Below are 25,802 nucleotides of genomic sequence, written 5' to 3'. Positions count from 1 at the left end.
CCGGGTTCTGTCGTACCCACATCAATAACAAGGAACAGCCGATGGCGACCTTTCTGGTCCTTCACGGACCCAACCTGAACCTGCTTGGCACCCGCGAACCGGGCGTTTACGGGGCAGTTACCCTGGACCAGATCAACCTCGACCTGGAACGCAGGGCTCGTGAAGCCGGCCACCATTTGCTCTACCTGCAAAGCAACGCCGAGTACGAATTGATTGATCGCATCCATGCCGCGCGTGGCGAAGGCGTGGATTTTATCCTGATCAATCCCGCCGCTTTTACGCACACAAGTGTTGCATTACGTGACGCGCTGCTGGCGGTGAGCATCCCATTCATCGAAGTGCATTTGTCGAACGTGCACAAACGCGAAGCTTTCCGCCATCACTCCTACTTTTCCGATGTAGCGGTAGGTGTGATCTGCGGCCTTGGCGCCAGCGGTTACCGACTGGCCCTGGAGGCCGCCCTGGAACAACTTGAACAACCGGCCAAGCGCCCCTGACCGTCCCTTGGGAGTTGATGATTCATGGATATCCGTAAAGTCAAGAAACTGATCGAACTGCTGGAAGAATCCGGTATCGACGAGCTGGAAATCAAGGAAGGCGAAGAGTCCGTACGGATCAGCCGTCACAGCAAGACCCCGGCTCAACAGTTTTACGCGCCGCAGATGCAAGCGCCGGCTCCAGCCGCTGCTGCTCCGGCCGCCGCACCTGCCGCCGCCGCGCCTGCCGCACCGGCAGAGCCTGTGCTGAACGGCTTCGTGGTCAAGTCGCCAATGGTCGGTACTTTCTACCGCACCCCGGCACCGACCTCGCCAGCCTTCGTTGAAGTCGGCAAGACCGTGAAAGTGGGCGACACCATCTGCATCGTTGAAGCGATGAAGATGATGAACCACATCACCGCTGAAAAAGCCGGCGTCATTGAATCCATCCTGGTAGAAAACGGTCAGCCGGTTGAGTACGACCAGCCGCTGTTCACCATCGTTTGAACCGCGGAGCACCTTCGATGTTGAAACCTGCGAAGAAACTGCAAAAAGTCCTGATCGCCAACCGCGGCGAGATCGCGCTGCGTATCCTGCGCGCCTGTAAGGAAGAGGGCATCAAGACCGTCGCTGTTTACTCGACGGCCGATACCGAATTGATGCACGTGAAACTGGCGGACGAAAGCATCTGCATCGGCCCGCCACTGGCCGCGAACTCTTACCTGAAGGTCTCGAACATCATCGCGGCCGCTGAAGTGACCGGCGCTGATGGTATCCACCCGGGCTACGGCTTCCTTGCGGAAAACGCCGATTTCGCCGAACAGGTCGAGAAGTCCGGGTTTGCCTTCATCGGCCCGAAAGCCGACACCATTCGTCTGATGGGCGATAAGGTCTCGGCCAAGGACGCGATGATCGCGGCCGGCGTGCCGACCGTTCCAGGCTCCGACGGCCCGCTGCCGGAAGACGAGGCAACCGCCCTGCGCATTGGTCGCGAAGTCGGTTACCCGGTGATCATCAAGGCCGCCGGTGGCGGCGGTGGTCGCGGCATGCGCGTGGTGCACAAGGAAGAAGACCTGATCGAAGCCGCCAAGCAGACCCGCTCCGAAGCGGGCGCCTGGTTCGGCAACCCGATGGTCTACCTGGAGAAGTACCTGACCAACCCACGTCACGTGGAAGTGCAGGTGCTGTCCGACGGACAGGGCCACGCCATCCACCTGGGCGACCGCGATTGCTCGCTGCAACGTCGTCACCAGAAGGTACTGGAAGAGGCCCCGGCACCGGGCCTGGATGAAAAGGCTCGTCAGGAAGTACTGGCGCGCTGCGTCAAGGCGTGCATCGACATCAACTACCGTGGCGCCGGCACCTTCGAGTTCCTCTACGAGAACGGTCGCTTCTACTTCATCGAGATGAACACTCGTGTGCAGGTAGAGCACCCGGTATCGGAGATGGTCACTGGTATCGACATCGTCAAGGAGATGCTGAGCATCGCCGCCGGCAACGTGCTGTCCTTCACCCAGGACGACGTGAAGATGCACGGCCACTCCCTCGAGTGCCGCATCAATGCTGAAGACCCGAAAACCTTTATCCCGAGTCCAGGCCTGGTCAAGCACTTCCATGCTCCGGGCGGCAACGGCGTTCGCGTCGATTCGCACCTGTACAGCGGCTACAAGGTTCCGTCCAACTACGACTCGCTGATCGGCAAGCTGATCACCTGGGGCGCCACCCGCGACGAGGCCATGGCCCGCATGCGTAATGCCCTGGACGAAATCGTGGTCGACGGCATCAAGACCAACATCCCGCTGCACCGGGAGCTGGTCCGCGATGAAGGCTTCTGCGAAGGGGGGGTGAACATTCACTACCTGGAACACAAGCTGGCCAACCAGTAAGTGCCCCACCCAACAAAGCCGCCTTCGGGCGGCTTTGTTGTTTGTGGACCCTCAAGAACACCGCCGCCCCATGTGTGCTGGCTTGTGTGGGAGCTGGCTTGCCTGCGATAGCATCACCGCTGTCTGCCAGACAGACCGCAGCGCCTGCATCGCAGGCAAGCCAGCTCCCACATAAGCCCGCTCGCCACAAACTCGCCGCTCGCGTAAACTTGCGCGCTTTCGCAGCCCCCTCCCCGCTGCACACTCATTTTTTCCAAAGGTGCCCGCCATGCCTTGGCTGCAAGTCCGTCTCGCCATCAGCCCAGAACAAGCCGAAACCTACGAAGACGCGTTCCTCGAAGTGGGCGCCGTGTCGGTGACCTTCATGGACGCCGAAGACCAGCCGATCTTCGAACCCGAGCTCAACACCACCCCGCTGTGGTCTCACACCCATTTGCTGGCGCTGTTCGAAGACGGCACCGATGCCGCCGCCGTGCTGGCCCATATGGAACTGCTCACCGGCAGCCCGCTGCCCGAGCATCACAGCGAAGTGATCGAGGACCAGGACTGGGAGCGCAGCTGGATGGACAACTTCCAGCCGATGCGTTTCGGCCAGCGTCTGTGGATCGTGCCGAGCTGGCACGCCGCGCCTGAGCCCGATGCGGTCAACCTGTTGCTGGACCCGGGCCTGGCGTTCGGCACCGGCACCCACCCCACCACCGCGCTGTGCCTGGAATGGCTGGACGGCCAGGACCTGACCGACTGCAATGTGCTGGACTTCGGCTGCGGCTCGGGGATCCTGGCCATCGCCGCACTGTTGCTGGGCGCCAGGGAGGCCGTGGGCACCGATATCGACGTGCAGGCACTGGAAGCGTCCCGCGACAACGCCGGGCGAAACAACATTCCTGAAGGCAAATTCCCACTCTACCTGCCGGCAGATTTGCCCCAGGTACAGGCCGATGTGCTGGTGGCCAACATCCTCGCCGGCCCGCTGGTTTCCCTGGCGCCGCAACTGTCGAGCCTGGTCCGGTCGGGCGGGCGCCTGGCCCTGTCGGGCATCCTGGCCGAGCAGGGCGAAGACGTGGCCGCGGCTTACGCCAAGGATTTCGAGCTGGACCCGATCGCCAACCGCGATGGCTGGGTACGCATCAGCGGATGTCGGCGCTAGAATGACCGCCTGCCTGAATCGGATGAACGCATGAGCGACAGTTTCGTCACCCAGTGCCCACATTGCCAATCGCGCTTTCGCGTCAACCACGCTCAATTGAGTGCGGCCCGCGGCGTGGTGCGTTGCGGCTCGTGTCTTCAGGTGTTCAACGCCCTGCGCCAATTGCTCGATCAGCGCGCCGAGGCCGGCGACGCCGATCTGCCGGTCGCCGTCGAACCGACACCCGAGTCGCCGCGCGCCATCAGCCAGAAACAGTGGACCGCCGAAGAGCTGGACCTGGACAACCTGGATCTGGACGAAGAACTGGCCAAGCTGGAACAACGCGAAAAACCGCTGGGCGCGGAGCGTCGTCACGCAGGCTCCGACCGTCGACAAAAGGACGATGCCCTCAGCGCCAGCCGCGACAACGTGAAGGCCGAGGAAGAAAAATGGGCCGCGAGCCTGTTCAGCGAACCGCCGCAGGAACGCACCCAGACTGTCGACCAGCCCGCTGAGCCGAGCGGTGGCCGGCAGCGCACCGAGCCGTCCATGTCGCGGCGCGTCGAGGCCATCGACGACGAACCCGCGGTGGAGGATGAAAATCCCGACCCTCCGTTCACGCTCCTGACCCACGCCGCCGAACCGCAGGAACAACGCCCGCCGCTGCGCCGCAAGCGCCCGCGCGCCGAGACCCGTGTTCACGACGAGCAACTGCTGGACCTCGAAGACGACCCGCTGCACCTGTACACGCAAAAACCCGCATCGACGCCGGGCCGTCGCCTGCTGTGGATACTGCTGGTGCTGCTCGCCGCTGCCGGCCTCGCCGGGCAGTTCATTGCCTACCAGTTCGACGACCTCGCGCGCCAGGACGCTTACCGCCCCTGGTTCCAGCAAGTGTGCCCCGTGCTGGGCTGCAAGGTGCCATCGCGGGTCGATATCTCGCATATCAAGAGCAGCAACCTGGTGGTGCGCAGCCACCCTGAATTCGCTGGCGCACTGGTGGTGGATGCGATCATCTACAACCGTGCGACATTCTCCCAGCCCTTCCCCTTGCTGGAACTGCGCTTTGCCGACATGAACGGTGGCCTGATCGCCAGTCGTCGCTTCAAGCCTGCCGAATACCTGAGCGGCGAACTGGCCGGAGTGAGCGAAATGCCATCACAAACGCCGATCCATATTTCCCTGGATATCCTCGACCCCGGCAACAAAGCCGTGAATTACAGCCTGAGCTTTCATTCGCCCGAGTGAAAAGGTCCGCACAGCGGGGCTTTGGCGGCAGTTTCATGCCAGGGCCGCCGGCCACCTGACCGGCGGCGATAAAGAAATAACTGTTCAGATTTTATCCAATTCAGCCTTTATCCAGTCATCGAGAGCGGGTATCATGCCAACCCTTTTTCGAACTCTAATGATCCGGCCCCACAACAGGGAAGTCCTATGTCGGCGGTACGCATCGGCCCATACACATTGCAGAACGGCTTGATCCTCGCCCCGATGGCGGGTGTCACCGACCAGCCCTTTCGTCAGCTGTGCAAACGCTTGGGTGCGGGTCTTGTAGTCTCGGAAATGGTCACCAGCGACATGAGCTTGTGGAACACCCGCAAATCGCGGATGCGCATGATCCACGAAGGTGATCCCGAGCCCCGCTCGGTACAGATCGCCGGTGGTGATGCGCAGATGCTGGCGGACGCGGCCCGGGCCAATGTGGAACTGGGTGCACAGATCATTGATATCAACATGGGCTGCCCGGCCAAGAAGGTCTGCAACAAGGCCGCCGGTTCCGCGCTGTTGAAGGACGAGCAGTTGGTTGCCGAGATCCTGCAGGCCGTTGTGGCCGCAGTCGATGTGCCGGTGACCCTGAAGATCCGTACCGGCTGGGACCGGGACAACAAGAACGGCCTGACGGTGGCGAAGATCGCCGAACAGGCAGGCATTACGGCGCTGGCGGTGCATGGTCGCACACGCGCCGATCTGTATACCGGTGAAGCCGAGTACGACACCATTGCCGCGATCAAGCAGGCGGTGTCGATGCCGGTGTTTGCCAATGGCGATATCGACTCAGCCGAGAAAGCCCGGCGCGTGCTGCACGCCACCGGCGCCGATGGCCTGTTGATTGGCCGGGCCGCCCAGGGGCGGCCATGGATCTTTCGTGAGATCGAGCATTTCCTGCGCACCGGCGAGGTATTGCCGGCACCGGAGCTGCCCGAGGTGGAACGTATTCTGCTAGAGCATCTGGCGGCCCTTCACACGTTTTATGGCGATGTGATGGGCGTGCGCATTGCTCGCAAGCATGTGGGTTGGTATCTCGCAACCCTGCCAGGCGCCAGGGAGTTTCGCGCCGGGTTCAATCGTTTGGATGAAACGCAAGCACAGGTCACCGCCGTTCGTGAGTTCTTTACCGAGCGAGACAAGAGCCTGAAAGCAGGGGACGGAGAATGGGTGGCCGCATGACGATGATGACCGAGACTTTAGTGAGTGGAACAGCACCCGTGAGCGACAACGTCAATTTGAAACAGCACCTGAACACGCCGAGCGAAGAAGGCCAGACCCTTCGCGGGAGTGTGGAGAAGGCGCTGCACAATTATTTCGCCCACCTTGAGGGCGCTTCCGTCACGGACGTGTACAACCTGGTGCTTTCCGAAGTCGAGGCGCCCTTGCTCGAAAGCGTGATGAACTACGTCAAGGGCAACCAGACCAAAGCCAGTGAGCTGCTCGGCCTCAACCGTGGCACCTTGCGCAAAAAGCTCAAGCAGTACGATTTGCTGTAAGCATTCAATCCAACCAGAAAGGCGCCCGCGTAGAACCGGTCGCCTTTTTTGCTGACTCCTTTGCTTTTGATGGAAATTGAAATGACCGACCAGACTACCCGCCTGCCGATCCGCCGCGCCTTGATCAGTGTTTCCGACAAGACCGGGATCCTCGAATTTGCCCGGGAGCTGGAAGCCCTGGGCGTGGAAATCCTCTCCACGGGCGGGACCTTCAAACTGCTGCAGGACAACGGCGTGGCCGCAGTGGAAGTGGCGGACTACACCGGTTTCGCAGAAATGATGGACGGTCGGGTCAAGACCCTGCACCCGAAAATCCATGGCGGCATCCTCGGCCGTCGCGGTATCGACGACGCCATCATGAGCGAGCACGGCATCAAGCCGATCGACCTGGTGGCCGTCAACCTCTACCCGTTCGAAGCCACCATCAACAAGCCCGGCTGCGACCTGCCGACCGCCATCGAAAACATCGACATCGGCGGCCCGACCATGGTCCGCTCGGCGGCCAAGAACCATAAAGACGTGGCCATTGTGGTCAACGCCAGCGACTACGCCCAGGTGCTCGAAGGCCTCAAGGCCGGTGGCCTGACCTACGCCCAGCGCTTTGACCTGATGCTCAAGGCGTTCGAACACACCGCCGCCTACGACGGCATGATCGCCAACTACATGGGCACCGTGAATCAGGCCGCCGACACCCTCTCGACCTCCGACCGCAGCCAATTCCCGCGCACCTTCAACAGCCAGTTCATCAAGGCGCAGGAAATGCGCTACGGCGAGAACCCGCACCAGAGCGCGGCGTTCTACGTGGAAGCCAAACCTGCAGAAGTCGGCATCGCCACCGCGACCCAGCTGCAAGGCAAAGAGCTTTCCTACAACAACGTGGCCGACACCGACGCCGCGCTGGAGTGCGTGAAGAGCTTCGTCAAGCCGGCCTGCGTGATCGTCAAGCACGCCAACCCGTGCGGCGTGGCGGTCAGCCCCGACGCGGAAGGCGGGATTCGCCAGGCCTACGAACTGGCCTACGCCACCGACACCGAGTCGGCCTTCGGCGGCATCATCGCCTTCAACCGTGAGCTGGACGCCGAGACCGCCAAGGCCATCGTCGAGCGGCAGTTCGTCGAAGTGATCATCGCCCCAAGCGTCAGCGAAGAAGCCCGCGCCATCGTTGCCGCCAAGGCCAACGTGCGCCTGCTGGCCTGCGGCGAGTGGTCGGCTGACCGCGCCGCCGCGTGGGACTACAAGCGCGTCAACGGTGGCTTGCTGGTACAGAGCCGCGACATCGGCATGATCGGCAGCGAAGACCTGAAAGTCGTGACCAAGCGCGCGCCGACCGAGCAAGAGATCAACGACCTGATCTTCGCCTGGAAAGTGGCCAAGTACGTTAAATCCAACGCCATTGTGTACGCCAAGAACCGCCAGACCATCGGCGTCGGCGCGGGCCAGATGAGCCGCGTGAACTCGGCGCGTATCGCCGCGATCAAGGCTGAGCACGCCGGTTTGCAGGTGGTGGGTTCGGTGATGGCGTCCGACGCGTTCTTCCCGTTCCGCGACGGCCTGGACAATGCCGCGAAAGCCGGTGTGACCGCCGTCATCCAGCCAGGCGGCTCGATGCGTGACGCCGAAGTGATTGCCGCCGCTGATGAAGCCGGCATAGCCATGGTCTTCACCGGCATGCGCCACTTCCGTCACTGATCCAATTTGCCTGGTGGGCACTGGCTTGTGTGGGAGCTGGCTTGCCTGCGATGCGGGCGACTCGATGTATTAGATGCACCGAGTCGATGCCATCGCAGGCAAGCCAGCTACCACAGAAAAGCAGCCCGCATTGTTTCCAGAATTCAGCGTCATCCGAGGTTTTTGAAATGAATGTTTTGATCATTGGCAGCGGTGGCCGTGAACACGCCCTGGCCTGGAAAGTTGCCCAGGACCCACGCGTCCAGAAAGTCTTCGTCGCCCCCGGCAACGCCGGTACCGCCATCGAAGCCAAGTGCGAAAACGTCGCCATCGACGTGCTGGCCCTGGAGCAGTTGGCAGATTTTGCCGAGAAGAACGTTGCCCTGACCATCGTCGGCCCGGAAGTGCCGCTGGTTGCCGGCGTCGTCGATCTGTTCCGCAGCCGTAACCTGGATTGCTTCGGCCCTACCGCCGGCGCCGCGCAACTGGAAGGCTCGAAAGCCTTTACCAAGGATTTCCTGGCGCGCCACAAGATCCCGACCGCCGACTATCAGAACTTCACCGAGATCGAGCCGGCCCTGGCTTACCTGCGTGAAAAAGGCGCGCCGATCGTGATCAAGGCCGATGGCCTGGCCGCCGGTAAAGGCGTGATCGTCGCCATGACCCTGCAGGAAGCCGAAGACGCCGTGCGCGACATGCTCGCCGGCAATGCCTTTGGTGATGCAGGTTCGCGGGTGGTGATCGAGGAGTTCCTCGACGGCGAAGAAGCCAGCTTTATCGTGATGGTCGATGGCAAGAACGTATTGCCGATGGCCACCAGCCAGGACCACAAGCGCGTCGGCAACGGTGACAGCGGTCCGAATACCGGAGGCATGGGCGCCTACTCACCTGCCCCGGTGGTCACCAGCGACGTGCATCAGCGCGTCATGGACCTGGTGATCTGGCCGACCGTGCGCGGCATGGCCGACGAAGGCAACGTCTACACCGGTTTCCTGTACGCGGGCCTGATGATCGACAAGGCCGGCAACCCGAAAGTCATCGAGTTCAACTGCCGCTTCGGCGACCCGGAAACCCAGCCGGTGATGCTGCGCCTGCAATCGAGCCTGGTGCTGCTGGTGGAAGCCGCTCTGGCCCAGGCCCTGGACAAGATCGAAGCGCAGTGGGACCCGCGCCCGAGCGTCGGCATTGTGCTGGCCGCCGGGGGTTACCCCGCCGACTATGCCAAGGGCGATGTGATTGAAGGTCTCGAAGACGCTGCTACGCTGGAAGGCAAGGTGTTCCATGCGGGCACCGCGCTCAAGGATGGCAAGGTCGTTACCGCCGGTGGTCGCGTGTTGTGCGCCACCGCGATGGGCGCCAGTGTCGACGCCGCGCAGCAACAGGCGTACAAGCTGGCCGCGAAGATTGATTGGAAAGGCTGTTTTTACCGCACGGACATCGGCTACCGCGCCATTGCCCGTGAACGTGGCGAAAACGCGTAGCTAGCCGTTCGGTTAGGTGAGGGCCTTCGGCCCTTGCCGTACTCATGCCTCCCCGCGCATAGTTCATCCGTGCATCAACCTACGAAGGGATTTCGCCTTGCGCTGGCTCAGGATCGCCATAGGTTTCACTGTCAGCCTGCTGACATTGCTCTGCTTGTTCCCGGCCCAGGCGGCCGCACAAGGCAGTGGTTGGGCGATATTGCTCGACGAACAGGCCGACCTGCAACTGAGCGACATTCGGTCCCCGCGCTACACCAATCAATTCAGCCCCACCGAACTTGACCGGATCACCGCTGCCCCGCCGGACGGCGCATTGTGGGTCCGCTTCAAGCTGCAACCCGGCAAGCACGAGCAACTGCTGCGGGTATTCGCTCCCGACCTGTCGCACCTGAGCCTGTATGTGCTGGACGGTGACACCCTGGTCGAACAGCAGAACACCGGCACCCGCCAGCCGCAGGCGGAGCGCCCGCTGCCCAGCAGTGATTTCATGCTGCCGATGCCCCAAAGCCAGAAGCCCCTTGATGTGTACCTGCGCCTGGTGTCGGAACACGAGCTGCGCCCCTATATCACCCTGGAGCCGGCGGTGCTGGCCGCCGCGAACCAGAACCAGACGCTGATCTACGGCCTGCTGTTCGGCGTGCTGGCGATGCTGATCCTGCATAACCTCACGCGTTTCGCCTATCACCGCTCGCGCAGCAGCCTGTGGCTGGCGGCCTGCGAAGTGCTGCTGATGCTCAGCCTGGCGCTGCTGCTCAACCTTGTGGGACCGTGGCTGCCCAACTGGCACGCGATCCAGACCCCCGGCGCCTACCTGGCCCTGCTGCTCACCGCGCCCTGCGGGCTGATGTATGCCTACCGTTTCTTCATGCCGCTGGGCTCGCACCCGCTGAACAAGCTGTTGATGGCCGATATCCTGGTGATCGTGCTTTGCGGCCTGTTGCTGCTGTTCGTCAATACCCTGCCACTGAACATCATCACCTACGCCCTGGTGGCCCTGGCCGGCCTGAGCATGCTGTTCGTCTCAGCCTATCACTGGCAAAAAGGCTACCGCCCGGCGCGCCTGTTCGTGGCGGCGATGGTGGTGTTCAACATCGGCACGCTGATCATCCTGCCCGCCCTGCTCGGCCTGACCATGGTGGCACCGCAAGGGCTGATCGTGACGCTGCTCGGCTTTATCTGCCTGAGCGGCCTGCTGATGAGCCTGGCCTTGGGAGAGCGCCAGCGCGCCATTGTCGAAACCCGCTTCAGCCTCAGCCGCGACCTGGCCGCGAGCAACGCCGAAATCGCCGCCAAGGCCGAGTTCCTGGCGAAGATCAGCCACGAAATCCGCACCCCCATGAACGGCGTGCTGGGCATGACCGAGTTGCTGCTGGGCACGCCGCTGTCGGTCAAGCAGCGCGACTATGTGCAGACCATCCACAGTGCCGGTAACGAACTGCTTACGCTGATCAACGAAATTCTCGACATTTCCAATCTCGAGTCCGGGCAGATCGAGCTCGATGACGTGCAGTTCGACCTCAACGCATTGATCGACGACTGCCTGAGTATCTTCCGCGCCAAGGCCGAACAGCAGAACGTCGAACTGATCAGCTTTATCCAACCCCAGGTCCCCCGCGTCATCAGCGGCGACCCCACGCGCCTGCGCCAGGCGATGCTGAGCCTGTTGGAAAACGCCCTGCAGAAAACCGACGAAGGCGAAGTGCTGATCGTCATCGCGCTGGAAGACCGCAACACCCAGCCACGCCTGCGCATTGCCGTGCAGGACAGCGGCCTGCCGATGGACGCCGCCGAACGCGACGCTCTGCTGCACAGCGAACTGCACAGCAAGAATTTCGTATCGGCCACACGGCTGAGCGGCCACCTGGGCCTGGTGATCGCGCGCCAGTTGATCCTGTTGATGAACGGCGAGTTCGGCATCAAGAGCGGCACGCATCAGGGCAGCACCCTGTGGCTGACCTTGCCGCTGGACCCGCAGCGCCTGGAACACCCGACCTGCGACCTCGACGGCCCGCTGCAGGATGCTCGCGTACTGGTAGTGGACGACAACGACACATGCCGCAAGGTACTGGTGCAGCAGTGCAGCGCCTGGGGCCTGAATGTCAGCGCCGTGTCGTCCGGCAAGGAGGCCCTGGCGCTGCTGCGCACCAAGGCACACCTGCGCGATTACTTCGACATTGTGCTGCTGGACCAGAACATGCCCGGCATGACCGGCATGCAGCTCGCGGCGAAGATCAAGGAAGACCCGAGCCTGAACCACGACATCCTGTTGATCATGCTCACCGGTATCAGCAACGCGCCGAGCAAGATCATCGCGCGCAACAGCGGGATCAAGCGCATCCTCGCCAAGCCGGTGGCCGGCTACACGCTCAAGACCACCCTGGCCGACGAACTGACCCAACGCAACAAAGGCAACGTGCAGCCACGCGTGCACCTCAGCACGCAGGCTGCGATCACCGTGCCGGCCGACTTCCGCATCCTGGTGGCCGAAGACAACAGCATCTCCACCAAAGTGATTCGCGGCATGCTCGGCAAGCTCAACCTCAATCCGGACACTGCCAGCAATGGCGAAGAGGCCCTGCAAGCGATGAAGGCCCAGCGCTACGACCTGGTGTTGATGGACTGCGAAATGCCGATCCTCGATGGCTTCTCCGCCACCCAGCAGTTGCGCGCGTGGGAAGTCAGCCACCAGCGGATACGCACCCCGGTGGTGGCGCTGACCGCGCATATTCTTTCGGAACACAAAGAGCGCGCACGCCAGGCCGGGATGGACGGGCACATGGCCAAACCGGTGGAGCTGTCGCAATTGCGTGAGCTGGTGGAATTCTGGGTGGCACAGCGCCAACAGCGACCCGAGCACGAGCCTTCCTGATGTCAACTGCGCCGCCTTGCAGCAAACTCTAGCCGCTGTGGCGAGCGGGCTTGCCCCGCGCTGGGGTGCGAAGCGCCTCCACTCCAGCGAAACGCGGTGTACCTGATACGGCTCAGCGCCTGGTTTTGGGGCTGCTGCGCAGCCCAACGCAGGACAAGCCTGCTCGCCACAGGGAATCTGCGCTTAACTGAACGGCATTGGGGCTTGCCCTGATGCCAGTCAGTTAAGCGAACGCCATGCTCAAGGCAACGAAGATCAAATGTGGGAGCTGGCTTGCCTGCGAAGACGGTAGTCCAGCGAACATTGATATTGACTGACCCACCGCCTTACCGGGCAAGCCCTGTCCCACAATTGATCTCACAGGCCTGAAAAAAGGTGCCTCAGATGCGGTATCTGGCTATAGCCGACTGCACCTTGTCCCCCGCGCTCTCGCGCATCAGTTGGATGGTTTTTTCGTTGACCAGCGACGTATTCAGCACCAGGCACGTCTGCCCGCTGAAAGCCTCGAACGAGGAGCTGTCCCATTCCAGAAACGGCAGCCCCACCTGTTTGCTCACGCCACGGCTACTGTAGGTCACCAGCACCATCATCACTTCGCCGTTGGCTTCGGTGCAGGACGCCACGCCAAAGTCACCGCCCTGCTGCAGCGAGCTGTTGCGCTTGAACAGCTCGAACGAGGCGGGTTGCTGCTTCATGGCCTCCAGCGCATCCGCCGCCAGCCGGGGCAAGGCCGCCAGCACCGGCCCGGCCAGTGCGGTCGAAGCGAGCATCGCGGCGATCATGTTCAGCACCGTCAGTTGCACCGTCAGGCCCTTGCCACTGCTGGACACCCGCTCGAAGCTGCTGCGCATCGGCAGCCAGCCCAGGCTGATCATCACCTTGATGAATTCGTCGAACCACGCCTCGGTGCCGCGATGAATCTTCAACACATCGCTGACATAACTGCTGGCCAGCAGGTAACTTTTACGGATGTATTCGCGGCTCAGGCTCGACAGGCCCTCGGCAAACGAGATCACGCTGTTATTGACCACCGCCGCATTCGATTCGTCCTCCGGCTCGGGCGCGGCGGTAGCCGGCGCGCCTGCCGACGCCGGCAGCTTGTAGGCCGCAATCAACTTGCGCCTTTTTGTACTGTTGATCCTTCTATGATGTCGCTCCATGTTCGGCTCTCCACAAGCACCCCACATTGGGGCTGCTTTCACCCTAGTCCAGGGGCGGGCGGGCTTGCCAGACGACACTTATCCCTTGCTGGCGCGCACCGGAACACGCCGCCCAGCCATTGCGGGGCGCAGCGCCAGGTCGCACACATTTCGTCGATGGAAAAAGAAAAAGCACCGGATAACCCGAGGCAAAACCCAGGATTAATCGGCGCTTTCCCACGGCATCAGGCGTTGGGTTTGTCGCCGTACCAGCGCGGCGTGTACACCCATTCACCGCCACCGGCACGCGGGAACGTGCAGGTGGTGGACGAGCCGATCAGCACCATGGTGCGCATGTCCACCTGCTCGGGCGTGAGTTGCCCCAGGGTGGTGACGCGCAAGGTCTGGCCCGGTCGACCGATGTCACGGCCGAGCACCACCGGCGTTTCGGGCGTGCGGTGCTGCGCGACGATGTCCAGCGCTCGCCCCAACTGCCACGGCCGTGCGCGGGAGATCGGGTTGTAGAACGCCAACGCCAGGTCAGCCTGGGACGCGAGGTCCAGGCGTTTTTCGATGATTGACCAGGGCTTGAGGTTGTCCGACAGCGACATCATGCAGAAGTCATGACCCAGCGGCGCGCCGGCCTGGGCGGCGGTCGCCAGCGACGCGGACACCCCTGGCAAGATCTGCAGGTCGACCTGATGCCACGCCGGGTCGCTGGATTCGTGCAGTGCCTCGATCACTGCCGCCGCCATCGCAAATACCCCCGGATCGCCGGACGATACCACCACCACCGAACGGCCTTGCACGGCCAGTTCGAAAGCGTGACGCGCGCGCTGCATTTCTTCGCGGTTGTCGGTGCAGTGTTGCACCTGATCGTCGCGGAACGGCCCGGCCATGCGCACGTAAGTCTCGTAGCCCAGCACATCGGTGCAGCGCGCCAACTCGGCTTTCACCGCTGGCACCATCAACGCGGCAGCGCCGGGGCCCAGGCCGATCACTGCCACACGGCCACGCGCGCGACCTACCCGGGCCAGATCCAGCGGCTGCTCGGCGACGTTGATCACGATATCGGCGTCCTGGCTGACGCTGGCGAACCGCAGCGGCACCGCCAACTGCGCAGCGGCGTCGTGCAGCGACGCGTCCGCCATCTGCGTGTCACTGGCCAACAGGCAGGCCAGCGACTGCAGCGCGACGCCGGCCTGGTCCAACGCTTCGCGAACCCGCTCAGCCAACTGCGCACCCGGTTTGCAGGTGACGCTTACATTTTTCGGGTAGATCAGCAGTTCATTGGCCGCAGGCGCGCGCGCGGCGCTGCCCACGTGAATCGCCAGATGTGCCTGCTGATCCTGGGGCAGGTTGGCCTCGTCCAACCACGGCGCCGCCCCTTCGATGCGCACCCGTTCGCCGGCCAGCAGATCGCTGACAAAGCGCTTGCCCAGCTCCAGGTCCCCCAGCTCATACCCCTTGGGCGGGTTGAGCAAGCAGGTGCCGAAACGCAGCTCGCCACTGGTGGTGATCGCCGCCGCCACGTTCAATGCTGCCGCGATGTCCCGCGCCATGACGTTCACACCGCCCAGGCCACCGAGCAGCGGCACCACCGCACTGCCGTCCTCGGCCACCGCCAGCACGGCGGGCTCTTCGCCCTTTTCCAACAGCAACGGCGCCAGTGTGCGAATAACGATGCCGGCGGCGCACAGCGCAATCAGCGGCGTGCCCTGCTGGTACAGCTGGCGCAGCGTGGCGCCAAATTCACTGTAGACGTGGTCAGCGCCTTCGACGCGTCCGGCCAGGCCGTGGATTAACGCGCCGGGATACACCTGCTGAATAAGGCGCGCAGTGGCGAGGCTGCCCTGACCAAGGATGACGATCGCAGGATTGATCACCCTTGCCACCGTTCACCGGGCACGATGATCAGCGAGAAATACGGCGACGACATTGGCACCACCTGATCCAGCGGCACGATTTTCTGATTGGCCATGGTCGCGCGCTCCACATACAGCGCACGGTCAGCGAGCCCCAGCTCTTCCAGCACCTGGCGCACCTTGGGGAAGTTGCGGCCCAGTTTCATGATCACCGCCGCGTCGGCATCGGCCAGACGGCGCTTGAGGTCTTCATGGGGCAATACGCCCGACAGCACCGACAGGCTCTGGTTGCGATACACCAACGGCGCGCCGAGCACCGAAGCGCCGCCGAGCATCGAGCACACGCCGGGAATGACCTGCGCTTCGTAGCGCTCGGCGAGGCGGTCGTGCAGGTACATGTAGGAGCCGTAGAAGAACGGATCGCCCTCGCAGATCACCGCCACATCGCGGCCGGCGTCCAGATGCGCCGCCACGTGCAGGCTGGCGGTGTCGTAGAAATCGCTGATCACCTCTTCGTAGGACAGCGGCGCCGGCAGTGCTTCGGTGGTCACCGGGTACACCAGCGGCATCAGCGTCTGCTGGGGCACCAGGTGATCCTCGATGATACTGAACGCGTTGCCCTTCTTGCCCTTGGCCACGAAGTACGCCACCACCGGCGATTCGCGCAGCAGGCGCAGCGCCTTGACAGTGATCAGCTCCGGGTCGCCGGGGCCGACGCCCAGGCCAATCAAGCGTCCGCGTGCCGGCATCACTCCACCTCCGTGGCAAGCGCATTGACGGCGGCGGCGGCCATGGCGCTGCCGCCGAGGCGACCCTGCATGATCACGAAGGGCACGCCACGGCTGTCGGCGGCGAGCATCGCCTTGGATTCGGCGGCGCCGACAAAGCCAACGGGGAAGCCGAGGATCAGCGCCGGTTTCGGCGCGCCGGCATCGAGCATCTCCAGCAGGTAAAACAGCGCGGTCGGTGCGTTGCCGATCACCACCACGCTGCCTTCCAGGTGCGGGCGCCACAGCTCCAGCGCGGCGGCAGAACGGGTGTTGCCCAATTCGCGCGCCAACTGCGGCACGCTGTCGTCACGCAGGGTGCAGATCACCTGATTGTTGGCAGGCAGACGCGTGCGGGTCACGCCTTCGGAGACCATCCGCGCGTCACACAGGATCGGCGCGCCGGCGGCCAAAGCCTCGCGCCCGGCCTTGCCGGCGCCTTCGGAAAACTGCAGGCCGTCGATGGCGTCGACCATGCCGCACGCATGAATCACCCGCACCGCGAGCTTTTCCAGGTCGGCCGGGATGCGCTCCAGGTTGGCTTCCGCGCGAATAATGGCGAAGGAGTTGCGATAGATCTCCTGACCGTCGCGGATGTAATCAATCATCGGTGTTGCTCCGTGGACGAGCGCGCAACACGGCGCTCGCCGCTTCAATGGAAAGGTTGCGCGCGTGCAGCCGGCCGAAACCCGGCTGGGCTGCATCGCGAAAATAGAGGTCGTAGTGGCCGGGGCTCACCGCCAGCAAAGTGACCGGCGCGGTGTGCGCGGCGGCGCAGGAGCGCGAGCAGCCGGACAGGTGCACGTCATGGCCGGGCGGCAGGCCAAGGGCATCGGTCTTGGTGTCGGCCAGGCCCTTGGCGCAGCCGCTGGAACCGGTGCAGGCGATCACGCGGGCCAGGGGTTGGGCGGCGGAATACAGAAAGCCCAGCTGCGCCAAACCTGCAGTCACCGCTTCAGGTTGGGTGAGGTTGGGCAACAGCACGCCTTGCCAGGGCGTGAAGCGCAAGGTGCCGTCGCCGTATTCACTGGCCAGTTGCGCGGCACCGTGGAGCATCTTCGAATCCAGTCGACCCAAGGGGGCAACGACGGCGACGTAATACCGGTTGTCCTGGCGCTGTGGATAACTGCCCAGGTGCCGCAAGGCGCCACTGGCCGGGCGCTTGAAACCCTTCGCCGGCAGCAGCGGCAGGCTCAGACGGCTCACTAGGTTATCCACAACCAGATGACGCATGCGCGTTTGTTGCGCCGTCGCCAGCGCCAGGAAGGCTTCCAGCACCGCGACCACCAGGGCATGCCCCTGCTCCAGGCGCACGGCGGCCAGTGGCGCATCCCGCCCCGGGCATCCGGCCAGACCGAACGCCAGCAAGGTATCGCCGTCCTGCTCAAACGCCGACAGCCACAAGTCGTGATGGTGTTCGAGCATCGCCAGCGCTTCGCCGCCGTCCAGTTGCACGGCGAACTTGGCCGACAGCTCATGAAAGCGCGGATGGTTTTCCAGGGTAGCGAGAATCTGCGCGGCCAGCGGGCGGGTGTCGAGCAGCATCTGCGGGTCGATGCCGGCGCTGGGGCTGAGCATCAGGTTGCGCACGTCGTCGCCCGCTGCGTTATTGGGCCCAAGGCCTGCGGCCAGCAGGGCCGCGATCAGGGCGTCCTGCTCGGCACCGATCCCGCGAACCTGCAGGTTGGCGCGGTTGGTTGCCTCGATCACGCCGCCCGCGTAGGCCCGGGCCGCGTCCGCCACGGCGTGGGCTTGCATTGCGGTGATCGAGCCGCCGGCCAGTTTGATCCGGCAGATGCCGCCATCCAACGCCTGGACGATACGCAGCAACCCCGGACAAGCCGAGGGGCGCAAGGTGTTCAGGGCGGGCGATGGGTTCACGGGGCTACCGGTTGACGGGTAAAGGCGCGGTATTATGCCTGCTTTGTCCGGCGGCATGAAAAGCCTGCCCGTCGGATGTCGCTCAAGGAATGGATATGTCGCCCTGGCTGACGGTTGTAGGCATCGGTGAAGACGGCTTCAAGGGGCTGGGCAGAAACGCCCGGCACGCCCTGTTGCGCGCCACGCGGATTATAGGTGCTCAGCGCCAGTTGGACCTGCTGCCGGTGTGTATCCGCGGCGAACGACAGCGGTGGCCGAGCCCGTTTTCCCTGGAACCGGTGCTGGCGCAGCGCGGTGAGCCGGTGTGCGTGCTGGCCAGTGGCGACCCTATGTTCTACGGCGTGGGCGCCAGCCTGGCGCGACAGGTGGCGGTGGATGAGCTGCTGGTGTTGCCGGCACCTTCCTCCGTCTCACTGGCGGCGGCGCGGCTGGGCTGGCCATTGCAGGATGTGGTGACGCTGTCCGTCGTCGCTCGGCCGTTGGCAGCACTGAATGCCTATCTGGCCAGCGACGTGCGTTTGCTGGTGCTGAGCAACGACGGCAGCAGCCCTGGCTTGATCGCCGCGCTGTTGACGCAGGCCGGGTTTGGACCGAGCCGACTGAGCGTGTTTGAACACTTGGGCGGCGCGGATGAGCAGCGCATTGATGGGCTGGCGCAGTCGTGGGCGTTCGCCCGGGTCGCCGATTTGAACCTGGTCGCCATCGACTGCCAGGCCCGCGGCGACACGCCGCGCCTGTCACGCCTGGCCGGCCTGCCGGATTCGGCGTTCCAGCATGACGGCCAACTGACCAAACGCGACGTGCGCGCCATGACCCTCGCCCGCCTCGCGCCGACGCCCGGCGAACTGTTGTGGGACGTGGGCGCGGGCAGCGGCTCCATCGGCATCGAATGGATGCGCACGCACCCCAGCTGCCGCGCGCTGGCGATTGAAGCCGATAGCGGGCGCCAGGGCCTGATCGAACACAACCGTGATGCCCTTGGCGTGCCCGGTCTTCAACTGATTCGCGGCAAGGCGCCGGAGATCCTGACGGGACTTGAGGCACCGGACGCGATCTTCATCGGCGGCGGCGTCACCCGCGAGGGCGTGCTGGAAACCTGCTGGCAGCATTTGCGCCCGGGCGGACGGCTGGTCGCCAATGCGGTGACCCTGCAAAGCGAAATGACCCTGATGAACTGGCGAGCCCGGCATGGCGGCGAACTCACGCGCATCCATGTGGCCCAGGCGCAGCCGTTGGGGGAATTCGATACATGGCGCCAGGCGCTGCCGATCACCCTGCTGGACGTGGTCAAGCCGTTATGAACAGGATTCTGCTGCTGGGCGGCGTGACCGAAGCGCTGGCCATCGCGCGCACGTTAGGGCCGCCGCATATCTACAGCCTGGCAGGGGTCGGGCGCGTGCCCACTGACTTGACCTGCCAGGTGCGCGTGGGGGGCTATGGCGGGGCGGACGGCCTGGCGCAGTTTGTTCGCGCTGAAGGCATCAGTCTGATTCTCGACGCCACCCACCCGTATGCGGCGCAGATCAGCCACAACGCGGCCCAGGCGGCACGCGCCTGCGGGGTGCCGTGCTGGGCGCTGCGACGTCCCGCGTGGCAGCCGCAGGCCGGGGATGACTGGCGCGAAGTCGGTGACTGGACGCAGTTGGCCGAAGCGTTGAAACCGTTCAAGCGACCGTTGTTCACCCTGGGCCGCGAGCCGTTGCAGCACCTTGATGAAATCCCTGCCCACCAGTTCTGGACCCTGCGCGCACTGGAGGTGTACCCGGGCAATGAACGCTGCGAAGTGATCGGCGCGCGGGGTCCGTTTTTACTCGAGGATGAGCGCCAGTTGTTCGCGCGGCGGCAAATTGATGTGCTGATCAGCAAAAACAGTGGCAGCACGGCCACCGAGCCAAAGCTGGAGGTGGCGCGGGAGTTGGGGGTGCCGGTGCTGGTGTTGAGGCGGCCAGTGTTGGCAACCGTGGACCTGGAACTATTGTCGCCTGAAGAAACACTCATCGCGTTGGCAAATTTCCCCGCTTAATCATCCTGCTTGGTGGCGTAGACAAGTCCAGTCAAAGGCGCGATCTCAGAGAGGTCAAATCGTTGATCAATCGTCATCAGCTAGACAAGAAATTGAAGCAAAAGAGGTAACCAGCATGGCGTTAACCCGCAGCTATAAACACACCATCGCCGAACGTGCTCAGCGCGATCCTGAATTTGCTCAAGCTCTCCTTGATGAGGCCGCTACGCTTTTCCTTAATGGCGAGCCGGAGATTTCACGCGTCATTCTGCGTGATCTGGTCAACGCCACAGTCGGCTTCGAAGGGCTCGCGAAAGAAACCGCCAAGCCCAGTAAAAGCCTGCATCGGATGCTTTCAGCCAGCGGCAACCCAAGCATGGACAACCTCGCGGCGATTTTCGCAGTGATTAGAAAAGCTTTAGGGGTGAACATACAGGTCCATGGCGTTCCCACTGCATAGCCAAAAGGCGGGAGGGGACTGCTTCCCATGGCGGCGTGTCAGCCACGTTAAACGTGCCTGACCACTCCAATGCTGAGCGAGCCTCAATAGCGGGCCTGCGTTGCGGTGATACCCCGTCTATCCTCAAACCCTGCGAGACCACACCAGCGCTTTTTACTTATCCACCCCGATCAGGCTAAATACCCGCCCGATCGCTTACCCCCCACGGATTGTCCACCATGGCCCATCACCGCTTTGCACTTGCCTGGATCGCCTGCCTTGCAGTGCTCTTCAATGCGTTTGCCATGCCGCTGGCCAGTGCGATGCAGCCGACGCACGATCCGATCAAGCAGCTGTTCTGGGGCGGGTTCTGTTCGTCCACTGGCGCAAGCCTAGAGACCCTCGCCCTGGGCAAGCTGGAAATCCCGGCGCCGCAGCAGGACGATCACTCCACGATGCAGCATTGCTGGTGCTGCTCGGGCTCGACGCCATGGGTGGCGCTGCCGGGGCATGTGCCGCCGTTGTATGTCACACGGTTTGAAACCTCGCAGGGCCTGGCACCGCCGTCGCTGCAAGCCCCCGCCCCGCGCGGTCAATGGCCGAGCCTTAACCCCCGCGCCTCTCCCACGGTTTGATTGGCTTCGCATGTGAACTGCGTTCAAAACCGTTCTGGAGAACTGTCATGCTCAAATCTTCCCTGTTGCTGGCCGCCTTGCTGATGCCGGTGTTCAGCGCCGCCAATGCCGACGACTACAAGGCCGGCGAACTACTGGTCAGCGATCCCTGGTCCCAGGAGCTGCCACCGAATGCGCCCACTGTCGCCGCGTATTTCGTGATTCATAACGACGGCAAAACCCCGGACCGCCTGCTCGGCGTCGACACCCCCGTGGCCGACAAGGCCGAGTTGCATGAGCATGTGATGCAGGGTGACCTGATGAAGATGCAGCAGGTGACCAGCGTCGCGGTGCCGGCCAAGGGCGAGCTGACCTTCGCACCCATGGCGTATCACGTGATGCTGCTGGGCCTCAAGGACCGCAGTTTATTGGCCGATGGCGAGCACTTCCCGCTGACCCTGACCTTCGAAAAGGCCGGCAAGGTCGAGGTGCAGGTGTCGGTGCAAAAGGCACCGCCTCACGCGCACAACCACATTCAATAGGTCGCTGATCGATGGGCGCCCCTCGCGCCGGGTTGTCTGCACGCCACCGCCTCGCACGCGGCAGTTGGGTCAGCCTGTTCGCCATGTTGATGATCTTTATCGGCCCGCTGATTTCCCAGGCGATGCCGATGAATCATCACGCCAGCATGTCCATGGACATGCCGGCACACCACGGCGAATCCCACCACCCTCAAGCCCCCGACGACCATCACGCACTCTGGGCAAAATGCGGCTATTGCGACCTGCTGTTCAGTTGCCCCGCTCTGCCCGGCGGCATGTCCTGGGTCGCCCTCGACACGCCGCCGCCGACAGGCGCAATCATCCCCGCCCCGCGCCTGGGCCATGCCCGGCAAAATACCTTCCCCGGCGCCCGTAGCCGCGCTCCGCCCGCTGCCGCATAAGCCCTTTACACCCAGTGCTTCTTAAAAGCATCGAGAGCAAGCCCCTCCCATCTGTTGAATGTATTCACAGATCAACTGTGGGAGGGGCTTACTCCCGATGACGGCCAACTGGCATCCAACATTCAAAGGCTTGCGGAGCCCCTGATGACCACCCAAAAAGTATCCTTCTACAACCTCGCCTGGCGCTGGCACTTCTACGCCGGCCTGTTCGTGGCGCCGTTCATGGTGCTGCTGGCCCTCACCGGCCTCATCTACCTGTTCAAACCCCAGCTCGACCCGCTGATGTACGCCGACCTGCTCACCGTAGACAGCGCCGAGCACGCCTTGAGCGCCGACGAACAATTGCAGCGCGCCAGGGCCGCTTACCCGCTGGCGACGATCAGCAAGTACCTGCCACCGTCCGACGCCACTCGCAGCGCGCAGTTCGTCATGCATAACGGCGGCCGTGAAATCACCGTGTTCGTCGACCCTTATCGCGGCAACGTACTCGGCGAACAGGACGCCAAATACAACCTGCAAGCCATCGCCCGCGCGCTGCACGGTGAGTTGATGATCGGCACGACCGGCGACCGCCTGGTGGAACTTGCCGCAGGCTGGGGCGTGATGCTGGTGGTGTCCGGCCTGTACCTGTGGTGGCCGCGCGGCCAGTCATCGGCCGGGGTGTTGTGGCCCCGCCTGAACGCCAGGGGTCGCCTGCTGTGGCGCGACCTGCACGCCGTCGCCGGTTTCTGGGGCGCGGCCTTCCTGCTGGTGATGTTGCTCAGCGGCATGACCTGGACCGGCTTCTGGGGCAAGCAATACGCCGACCTGTGGAACACCTTTCCGGCGGCGATGTGGAACAACGTGCCGCAGTCCGACCAGCAGGCGCGCATCCTCAACACTGCCAGCCAGCAGACGGTGCCCTGGGCCATGGAAAACACGCCGATGCCGATGTCCGGCGACCATGCCGAACACATGAACCACGGCGCCACGCACGCAGGCCCCGCCGCGCCCAGCGTGCGCCTGCAACAGGTGGTCGACCTGGCCACTGCGCGCAAGGTCGAACCCGGCTACAGCATCACCTTCCCTACCACGGCCACGGGCGTGTTCACGGTCTCGGTGTTCGCCGACGACCCGCGCAATGACGCCACCCTGCACGTGGACCAGTACACCGGCAAGGTTCTCGCCGACGTGCGCTGGCAGCACTACAACTTGGCTGCACGCGCCACCGAGACCGGTGTGATGCTGCACGAGGGCAAGATGTTCGGCTGGGTCAACCAACTGATCGTCCTGCTGATCTGCCTGATGATTCTGCTCAGCGCGGTCAGTGGCGTGGTGATCTGGTGGAAGCGCAGGCCCCTGGGTGGCCTCGGTGTTCCGCCGCTGCGCCATGACCTGCCGAAATGGAAAACCGCGATGCTGATCATGCTCGGCCTGGCGATCATTTTTCCGTTGGTGGGCGCTTCGTTGATCGCCGTGTGGGTACTGGATCGCCTGGTACTGTCGTGTCTGTTTGCCCAAGGTGAGTCGGCCTCAGGTTCCGCATGAATCCGGCGAGATGCCCACGCCACAAGGCTTGTATAGGCTGCACGGACCTTAGTCACGCAGCCTATAAGTGTTAACTTATAACACTTTGTGCGTTATCGTTGCTCGCCGCGCACTGCGGCGAGCACACCCCAGGAAGACTGATCGACCGATGAACAAGTACCTAGCGTCCGGCCTGTGCCTGCTCGCCTTGCACAACAGCGCCCAGGCCCTGACCCTGCCCGCCAGCCCCGTCACCGCGCCCGCCGTGGATGACGAACGCGTCGACCTGAACACCCCGACCACCGCCGGCTCGCGCCTCAACCTCACCGCCCTGCAAACCCCGGGCAGTGTCGAAAGCCAGACCGGCACGCAGATTCGCCAGCGTGGCGATGCCAGTGTGCAGGACGCCATCTCCCGCGCCACCGGCATCAGCCGCACAGGCTCACCGGGCGACGGCGGCACCTCGTTGTCAGCCCGTGGTTTTACCGGCCAGGGTTCGGTGATGCAGCTGTACGACGGCAACCGCATGTACATGGGCATGGGCACCTCGACCTTCCCGATGGACACTTGGTCGGTGGAACGCGTGGACGTGCTGCGCGGCCCGGCCTCAGTGCTGTACGGCGAAGGCGCCACCGGCGCGGTGATCAATACCGTGCCGAAAAAGCCGTTCGAAGGCGAAATCGAAAACCATGTGCGCCTTGGCTATGGCTCCTACGACCGCCAACAGCAAGCCCTCGACAGCGGCGGCTCACTGACCGACACGCTGAGCTACCGCCTCAACCTCAACCGCCTGCGCAGCAACGGCTTCATCGACCGTGGCGATTCGGCCAGCGACTTCGTCAGCGGAGCCCTGCGCTGGCAGGCGGCGGACACCCTGAGCTTTACCCTCGCCAGCGACTACGGCGACCAGCAACCGCAAAACTACTTCGGCACCCCGTTGATCAATGGCCAGTTGCACAAGGGCCTGCGCGACAGGAACTACAACGTCAGCAATGACACACAGCACTACAACGACCAGTGGACGCGCCTGACCAGCGAGTGGCAGATCAACGATAGCGTCAGCGCCACCAACGAGTTGTTCTACCTGAAAAACCAGCGCCGCTGGCAGAACGCCGAGAACTACAACTTCACCAACGGCCAACTCACCCGCAGCGGCAACTTCGGCATCAAGCACAATCAGGAACAGGTGGGTGATCGCCAGATCTTCACCTTCAAGCACGCAATGTTCGGTCTCGACAGCCAGACCGTGACCGGCATTGAGTACAACCGCATCCGCTTTCGCCTGGCCAGCAACTCGCCGTTTGACGACACCTTTGCCAACGGCCAGCCCATCGACGTGAACCACCCGCAACCAGGGCCGTTCGCCAGCGCCGATCCGTTCAAACCGCTGTTCGCCACCACCACTAAAACCGTCGCAGGTTTTGCCGAGAACCGCCTGCAGCTCACCGACCAGCTTGCACTGATCACCGGCATTCGCCGCGACTACGCCCATGTCGATCGCGATGACTTGCGCGTTGGCAGCCAAACAAGCAGAACCCTTACCGGAAACAACTGGAAGGCCGGACTGGTGTATGCGATCACGCCGGACACCTCGGTCTACGGCCAGTACGCCACCAGCACCGACGGCGTCGGCGGCCTGATCTCACTGAGCCCGGGCCAGCAGCAGTTCGACCTGTCCACGGCCAGACAAAGCGAAATCGGCATCAAGCAAGCGTTCTGGAACGGAGGTGGCGACTGGACCCTGGCGGCCTACCACATCGTGAAAAAGAAGCTGCTGACCGACGTTCCGGGCAACCCGAACCTCAAGCAGCAAGTCGGCCAGCAATCCTCCAGCGGCCTGGAAGCCAGCCTCGACCTGCAACTGCCCAATGCCTGGCAATTGCAAGCCAACGCCGCCCTCGTTCGTGCGCAGTACGACGACTTCCAGCAGGACGTCGGCGGCGTGCAGGTATCGCGCGACGGCAACCGCCCGGTGGACGTGCCGCGCCGCACCGCCAACCTGTGGCTGAGCAAGGCCTTGAGCGATAACATCCGCGCCGGTGCCGGCGTGCGGTATGTCGACGCGCGTTATGCCGACATGGCCAACCAGAACGAACTGCCGAGCTACACCGTGGTGGACGCCAGCGTGTCATGGAAAGCGCTGCGCGACACGACGCTGGGCCTGCAACTGAACAACCTGTTCGACCGCACCTACGCCGTCAGCCAATACAACGACGGCCAACAGTGGATCCTCGGCGAGCCACGTTCCCTGTTTGTCACGGCGGACTACACCTTCTAACCGCCACAACACACCCCCTGTGGGAACCGGCTTGCAGGCGATGCGGACACCTCGGTCAGTCTGATGCACCGCTATCGCAGGCAAGCCAGCTCCCACA

Annotated in this window: 23 protein-coding genes; 18 read left to right on the top strand and 5 right to left on the bottom strand. The window is 63.4% G+C overall.

The window, feature by feature from the left end; translation table 11 throughout:
* The first annotated feature begins 41 nt into the window (after nt 1–41).
* From aroQ to H045_RS23865, 10 genes are all read left to right on the top strand, one after another.
* A complete protein-coding gene (gene aroQ, locus H045_RS23910; RefSeq protein ID WP_015373673.1) occupies nt 42–497 on the top strand; it encodes a type II 3-dehydroquinate dehydratase in 456 nt (151 codons plus the stop codon).
* A 24-nt stretch (nt 498–521) separates the two neighbouring features.
* Nucleotides 522–983, top strand: a complete 462-nt coding sequence (gene accB / locus H045_RS23905; RefSeq protein ID WP_015373672.1) for an acetyl-CoA carboxylase biotin carboxyl carrier protein — start codon at nt 522–524, stop codon at nt 981–983.
* A gap of 17 nt (nt 984–1,000) precedes the next feature.
* Nucleotides 1,001–2,362 (top strand): acetyl-CoA carboxylase biotin carboxylase subunit, encoded by a 1,362-nt coding sequence (accC, locus tag H045_RS23900; RefSeq protein WP_003233180.1) that lies wholly within the window; start codon nt 1,001–1,003, stop codon nt 2,360–2,362.
* A gap of 268 nt (nt 2,363–2,630) precedes the next feature.
* Nucleotides 2,631–3,509, top strand: a complete 879-nt coding sequence (gene prmA / locus H045_RS23895) for a 50S ribosomal protein L11 methyltransferase (RefSeq protein WP_015373671.1) — start codon at nt 2,631–2,633, stop codon at nt 3,507–3,509.
* Between the two features lie 30 nt (nt 3,510–3,539).
* Nucleotides 3,540–4,736 carry a DUF3426 domain-containing protein gene (locus tag H045_RS23890; protein WP_015373670.1) on the top strand — a complete coding sequence of 399 codons (1,197 nt, stop codon included), beginning with the start codon at nt 3,540–3,542 and terminating at the stop codon, nt 4,734–4,736.
* A gap of 186 nt (nt 4,737–4,922) precedes the next feature.
* Nucleotides 4,923–5,936, top strand: coding sequence for a tRNA dihydrouridine synthase DusB (gene dusB / locus H045_RS23885; protein WP_003233186.1), 1,014 nt, complete (start codon nt 4,923–4,925; stop codon nt 5,934–5,936).
* Nucleotides 5,933–6,253 (top strand): DNA-binding transcriptional regulator Fis, encoded by a 321-nt coding sequence (gene fis / locus H045_RS23880; protein ID WP_003221275.1) that lies wholly within the window; start codon nt 5,933–5,935, stop codon nt 6,251–6,253. The genes dusB and fis overlap by 4 nt, the downstream gene beginning before the upstream one ends.
* 81 nt (nt 6,254–6,334) lie before the next feature.
* Nucleotides 6,335–7,942, top strand: coding sequence for a bifunctional phosphoribosylaminoimidazolecarboxamide formyltransferase/IMP cyclohydrolase (gene purH, locus H045_RS23875; protein ID WP_015373669.1), 1,608 nt, complete (start codon nt 6,335–6,337; stop codon nt 7,940–7,942).
* Nucleotides 7,943–8,109: 167 nt separating this feature from the next.
* The gene (purD, locus tag H045_RS23870; RefSeq protein ID WP_015373668.1) at nt 8,110–9,402 is read left to right on the top strand and encodes a phosphoribosylamine--glycine ligase; all 1,293 of its coding nucleotides are present in this window, start codon (nt 8,110–8,112) and stop codon (nt 9,400–9,402) included.
* A 97-nt stretch (nt 9,403–9,499) separates the two neighbouring features.
* The gene (locus tag H045_RS23865; RefSeq protein ID WP_015373667.1) at nt 9,500–12,271 is read left to right on the top strand and encodes a hybrid sensor histidine kinase/response regulator; all 2,772 of its coding nucleotides are present in this window, start codon (nt 9,500–9,502) and stop codon (nt 12,269–12,271) included.
* A gap of 380 nt (nt 12,272–12,651) precedes the next feature.
* Here the strand turns inward: H045_RS23865 and H045_RS23860 are convergent, their stop codons facing one another.
* The 5 genes from H045_RS23860 to cobG all read right to left on the bottom strand — a co-directional run bounded on the left by H045_RS23860 (nt 12,652) and on the right by cobG (nt 17,980).
* Nucleotides 12,652–13,431 carry a hypothetical protein gene (locus H045_RS23860; protein ID WP_041931570.1) on the bottom strand — a complete coding sequence of 260 codons (780 nt, stop codon included), beginning with the start codon at nt 13,429–13,431 and terminating at the stop codon, nt 12,652–12,654.
* 224 nt (nt 13,432–13,655) lie between these two features.
* On the bottom strand, nt 13,656–15,293 hold the full coding sequence (cobJ, locus tag H045_RS23855; RefSeq protein WP_041931685.1) for a precorrin-3B C(17)-methyltransferase: 1,638 nt from the start codon (nt 15,291–15,293) through the stop codon (nt 13,656–13,658).
* Nucleotides 15,293–16,024, bottom strand: coding sequence for a precorrin-2 C(20)-methyltransferase (locus tag H045_RS23850; protein ID WP_003236102.1), 732 nt, complete (start codon nt 16,022–16,024; stop codon nt 15,293–15,295). The genes cobJ and H045_RS23850 overlap by 1 nt, the downstream gene beginning before the upstream one ends.
* The gene (locus tag H045_RS23845; RefSeq protein ID WP_003236104.1) at nt 16,024–16,650 is read right to left on the bottom strand and encodes a precorrin-8X methylmutase; all 627 of its coding nucleotides are present in this window, start codon (nt 16,648–16,650) and stop codon (nt 16,024–16,026) included. The genes H045_RS23850 and H045_RS23845 overlap by 1 nt, the downstream gene beginning before the upstream one ends.
* Complete coding sequence (gene cobG, locus H045_RS23840) at nt 16,643–17,980, bottom strand: precorrin-3B synthase (RefSeq protein WP_041931569.1); 1,338 nt, start codon at nt 17,978–17,980, stop codon at nt 16,643–16,645. The genes H045_RS23845 and cobG overlap by 8 nt, the downstream gene beginning before the upstream one ends.
* 38 nt (nt 17,981–18,018) lie before the next feature.
* Here cobG and H045_RS23835 point away from each other — a divergent pair, with 38 nt between their 5' ends.
* The 8 genes from H045_RS23835 (at nt 18,019) to H045_RS23800 (ending at nt 25,705) form a co-directional block, all read left to right on the top strand.
* Nucleotides 18,019–19,224, top strand: a complete 1,206-nt coding sequence (locus H045_RS23835; protein ID WP_015373663.1) for a bifunctional cobalt-precorrin-7 (C(5))-methyltransferase/cobalt-precorrin-6B (C(15))-methyltransferase — start codon at nt 18,019–18,021, stop codon at nt 19,222–19,224.
* Nucleotides 19,221–19,946 (top strand): cobalt-precorrin-6A reductase, encoded by a 726-nt coding sequence (locus H045_RS23830; protein WP_015373662.1) that lies wholly within the window; start codon nt 19,221–19,223, stop codon nt 19,944–19,946. Before H045_RS23835 ends, H045_RS23830 begins: the two co-directional genes overlap by 4 nt.
* A gap of 115 nt (nt 19,947–20,061) precedes the next feature.
* On the top strand, nt 20,062–20,385 hold the full coding sequence (locus H045_RS23825) for a helix-turn-helix domain-containing transcriptional regulator (protein WP_015373661.1): 324 nt from the start codon (nt 20,062–20,064) through the stop codon (nt 20,383–20,385).
* 218 nt (nt 20,386–20,603) lie between these two features.
* The gene (locus tag H045_RS23820; RefSeq protein WP_015373660.1) at nt 20,604–20,999 is read left to right on the top strand and encodes a DUF2946 domain-containing protein; all 396 of its coding nucleotides are present in this window, start codon (nt 20,604–20,606) and stop codon (nt 20,997–20,999) included.
* Nucleotides 21,000–21,046: 47 nt separating this feature from the next.
* Nucleotides 21,047–21,520, top strand: coding sequence for a copper chaperone PCu(A)C (locus H045_RS23815; RefSeq protein ID WP_003236115.1), 474 nt, complete (start codon nt 21,047–21,049; stop codon nt 21,518–21,520).
* A gap of 11 nt (nt 21,521–21,531) precedes the next feature.
* Nucleotides 21,532–21,921, top strand: a complete 390-nt coding sequence (locus H045_RS23810) for a DUF2946 domain-containing protein (RefSeq protein WP_003236117.1) — start codon at nt 21,532–21,534, stop codon at nt 21,919–21,921.
* A gap of 144 nt (nt 21,922–22,065) precedes the next feature.
* A complete protein-coding gene (locus tag H045_RS23805; protein WP_015373659.1) occupies nt 22,066–23,448 on the top strand; it encodes a PepSY-associated TM helix domain-containing protein in 1,383 nt (460 codons plus the stop codon).
* Nucleotides 23,449–23,596: 148 nt separating this feature from the next.
* Complete coding sequence (locus H045_RS23800; protein WP_015373658.1) at nt 23,597–25,705, top strand: TonB-dependent receptor; 2,109 nt, start codon at nt 23,597–23,599, stop codon at nt 25,703–25,705.
* Nucleotides 25,706–25,802 lie beyond the last annotated feature (97 nt).

This window comes from Pseudomonas poae RE*1-1-14, from assembly GCF_000336465.1.
Classification (GTDB): Bacteria; Pseudomonadota; Gammaproteobacteria; order Pseudomonadales; family Pseudomonadaceae; genus Aquipseudomonas; species Aquipseudomonas poae.
Note: the sequence above shows the minus strand (reverse complement) of the source record. Positions and strands in the feature narration are given on the sequence as shown.

What these genes read in the sequence shown, in the direction of transcription:
- aroQ (WP_015373673.1), top strand. Translation starts at nt 42, where the DNA reads ATGGCGACCTTTCTGGTCCTTCACGGACCCAACCTGAACCTGCTTGGC.
- H045_RS23830 (WP_015373662.1), top strand. Translation starts at nt 19,221, where the DNA reads ATGAACAGGATTCTGCTGCTGGGCGGCGTGACCGAAGCGCTGGCCATC.
- H045_RS23800 (WP_015373658.1), top strand. Translation starts at nt 23,597, where the DNA reads ATGAACAAGTACCTAGCGTCCGGCCTGTGCCTGCTCGCCTTGCACAAC.
- H045_RS23890 (WP_015373670.1), top strand. Translation starts at nt 3,540, where the DNA reads ATGAGCGACAGTTTCGTCACCCAGTGCCCACATTGCCAATCGCGCTTT.
- H045_RS23810 (WP_003236117.1), top strand. Translation starts at nt 21,532, where the DNA reads ATGGGCGCCCCTCGCGCCGGGTTGTCTGCACGCCACCGCCTCGCACGC.
- H045_RS23860 (WP_041931570.1), bottom strand. Translation starts at nt 13,431, where the DNA reads ATGGAGCGACATCATAGAAGGATCAACAGTACAAAAAGGCGCAAGTTG.
- H045_RS23850 (WP_003236102.1), bottom strand. Translation starts at nt 16,024, where the DNA reads ATGCCGGCACGCGGACGCTTGATTGGCCTGGGCGTCGGCCCCGGCGAC.
- purD (WP_015373668.1), top strand. Translation starts at nt 8,110, where the DNA reads ATGAATGTTTTGATCATTGGCAGCGGTGGCCGTGAACACGCCCTGGCC.
- H045_RS23825 (WP_015373661.1), top strand. Translation starts at nt 20,062, where the DNA reads ATGGCGTTAACCCGCAGCTATAAACACACCATCGCCGAACGTGCTCAG.
- H045_RS23835 (WP_015373663.1), top strand. Translation starts at nt 18,019, where the DNA reads ATGTCGCCCTGGCTGACGGTTGTAGGCATCGGTGAAGACGGCTTCAAG.
- cobG (WP_041931569.1), bottom strand. Translation starts at nt 17,980, where the DNA reads ATGCCGCCGGACAAAGCAGGCATAATACCGCGCCTTTACCCGTCAACC.
- H045_RS23815 (WP_003236115.1), top strand. Translation starts at nt 21,047, where the DNA reads ATGCTCAAATCTTCCCTGTTGCTGGCCGCCTTGCTGATGCCGGTGTTC.
- fis (WP_003221275.1), top strand. Translation starts at nt 5,933, where the DNA reads ATGACGATGATGACCGAGACTTTAGTGAGTGGAACAGCACCCGTGAGC.
- purH (WP_015373669.1), top strand. Translation starts at nt 6,335, where the DNA reads ATGACCGACCAGACTACCCGCCTGCCGATCCGCCGCGCCTTGATCAGT.
- accC (WP_003233180.1), top strand. Translation starts at nt 1,001, where the DNA reads ATGTTGAAACCTGCGAAGAAACTGCAAAAAGTCCTGATCGCCAACCGC.
- prmA (WP_015373671.1), top strand. Translation starts at nt 2,631, where the DNA reads ATGCCTTGGCTGCAAGTCCGTCTCGCCATCAGCCCAGAACAAGCCGAA.
- H045_RS23820 (WP_015373660.1), top strand. Translation starts at nt 20,604, where the DNA reads ATGGCCCATCACCGCTTTGCACTTGCCTGGATCGCCTGCCTTGCAGTG.
- dusB (WP_003233186.1), top strand. Translation starts at nt 4,923, where the DNA reads ATGTCGGCGGTACGCATCGGCCCATACACATTGCAGAACGGCTTGATC.
- H045_RS23805 (WP_015373659.1), top strand. Translation starts at nt 22,066, where the DNA reads ATGACCACCCAAAAAGTATCCTTCTACAACCTCGCCTGGCGCTGGCAC.
- accB (WP_015373672.1), top strand. Translation starts at nt 522, where the DNA reads ATGGATATCCGTAAAGTCAAGAAACTGATCGAACTGCTGGAAGAATCC.
- H045_RS23845 (WP_003236104.1), bottom strand. Translation starts at nt 16,650, where the DNA reads ATGATTGATTACATCCGCGACGGTCAGGAGATCTATCGCAACTCCTTC.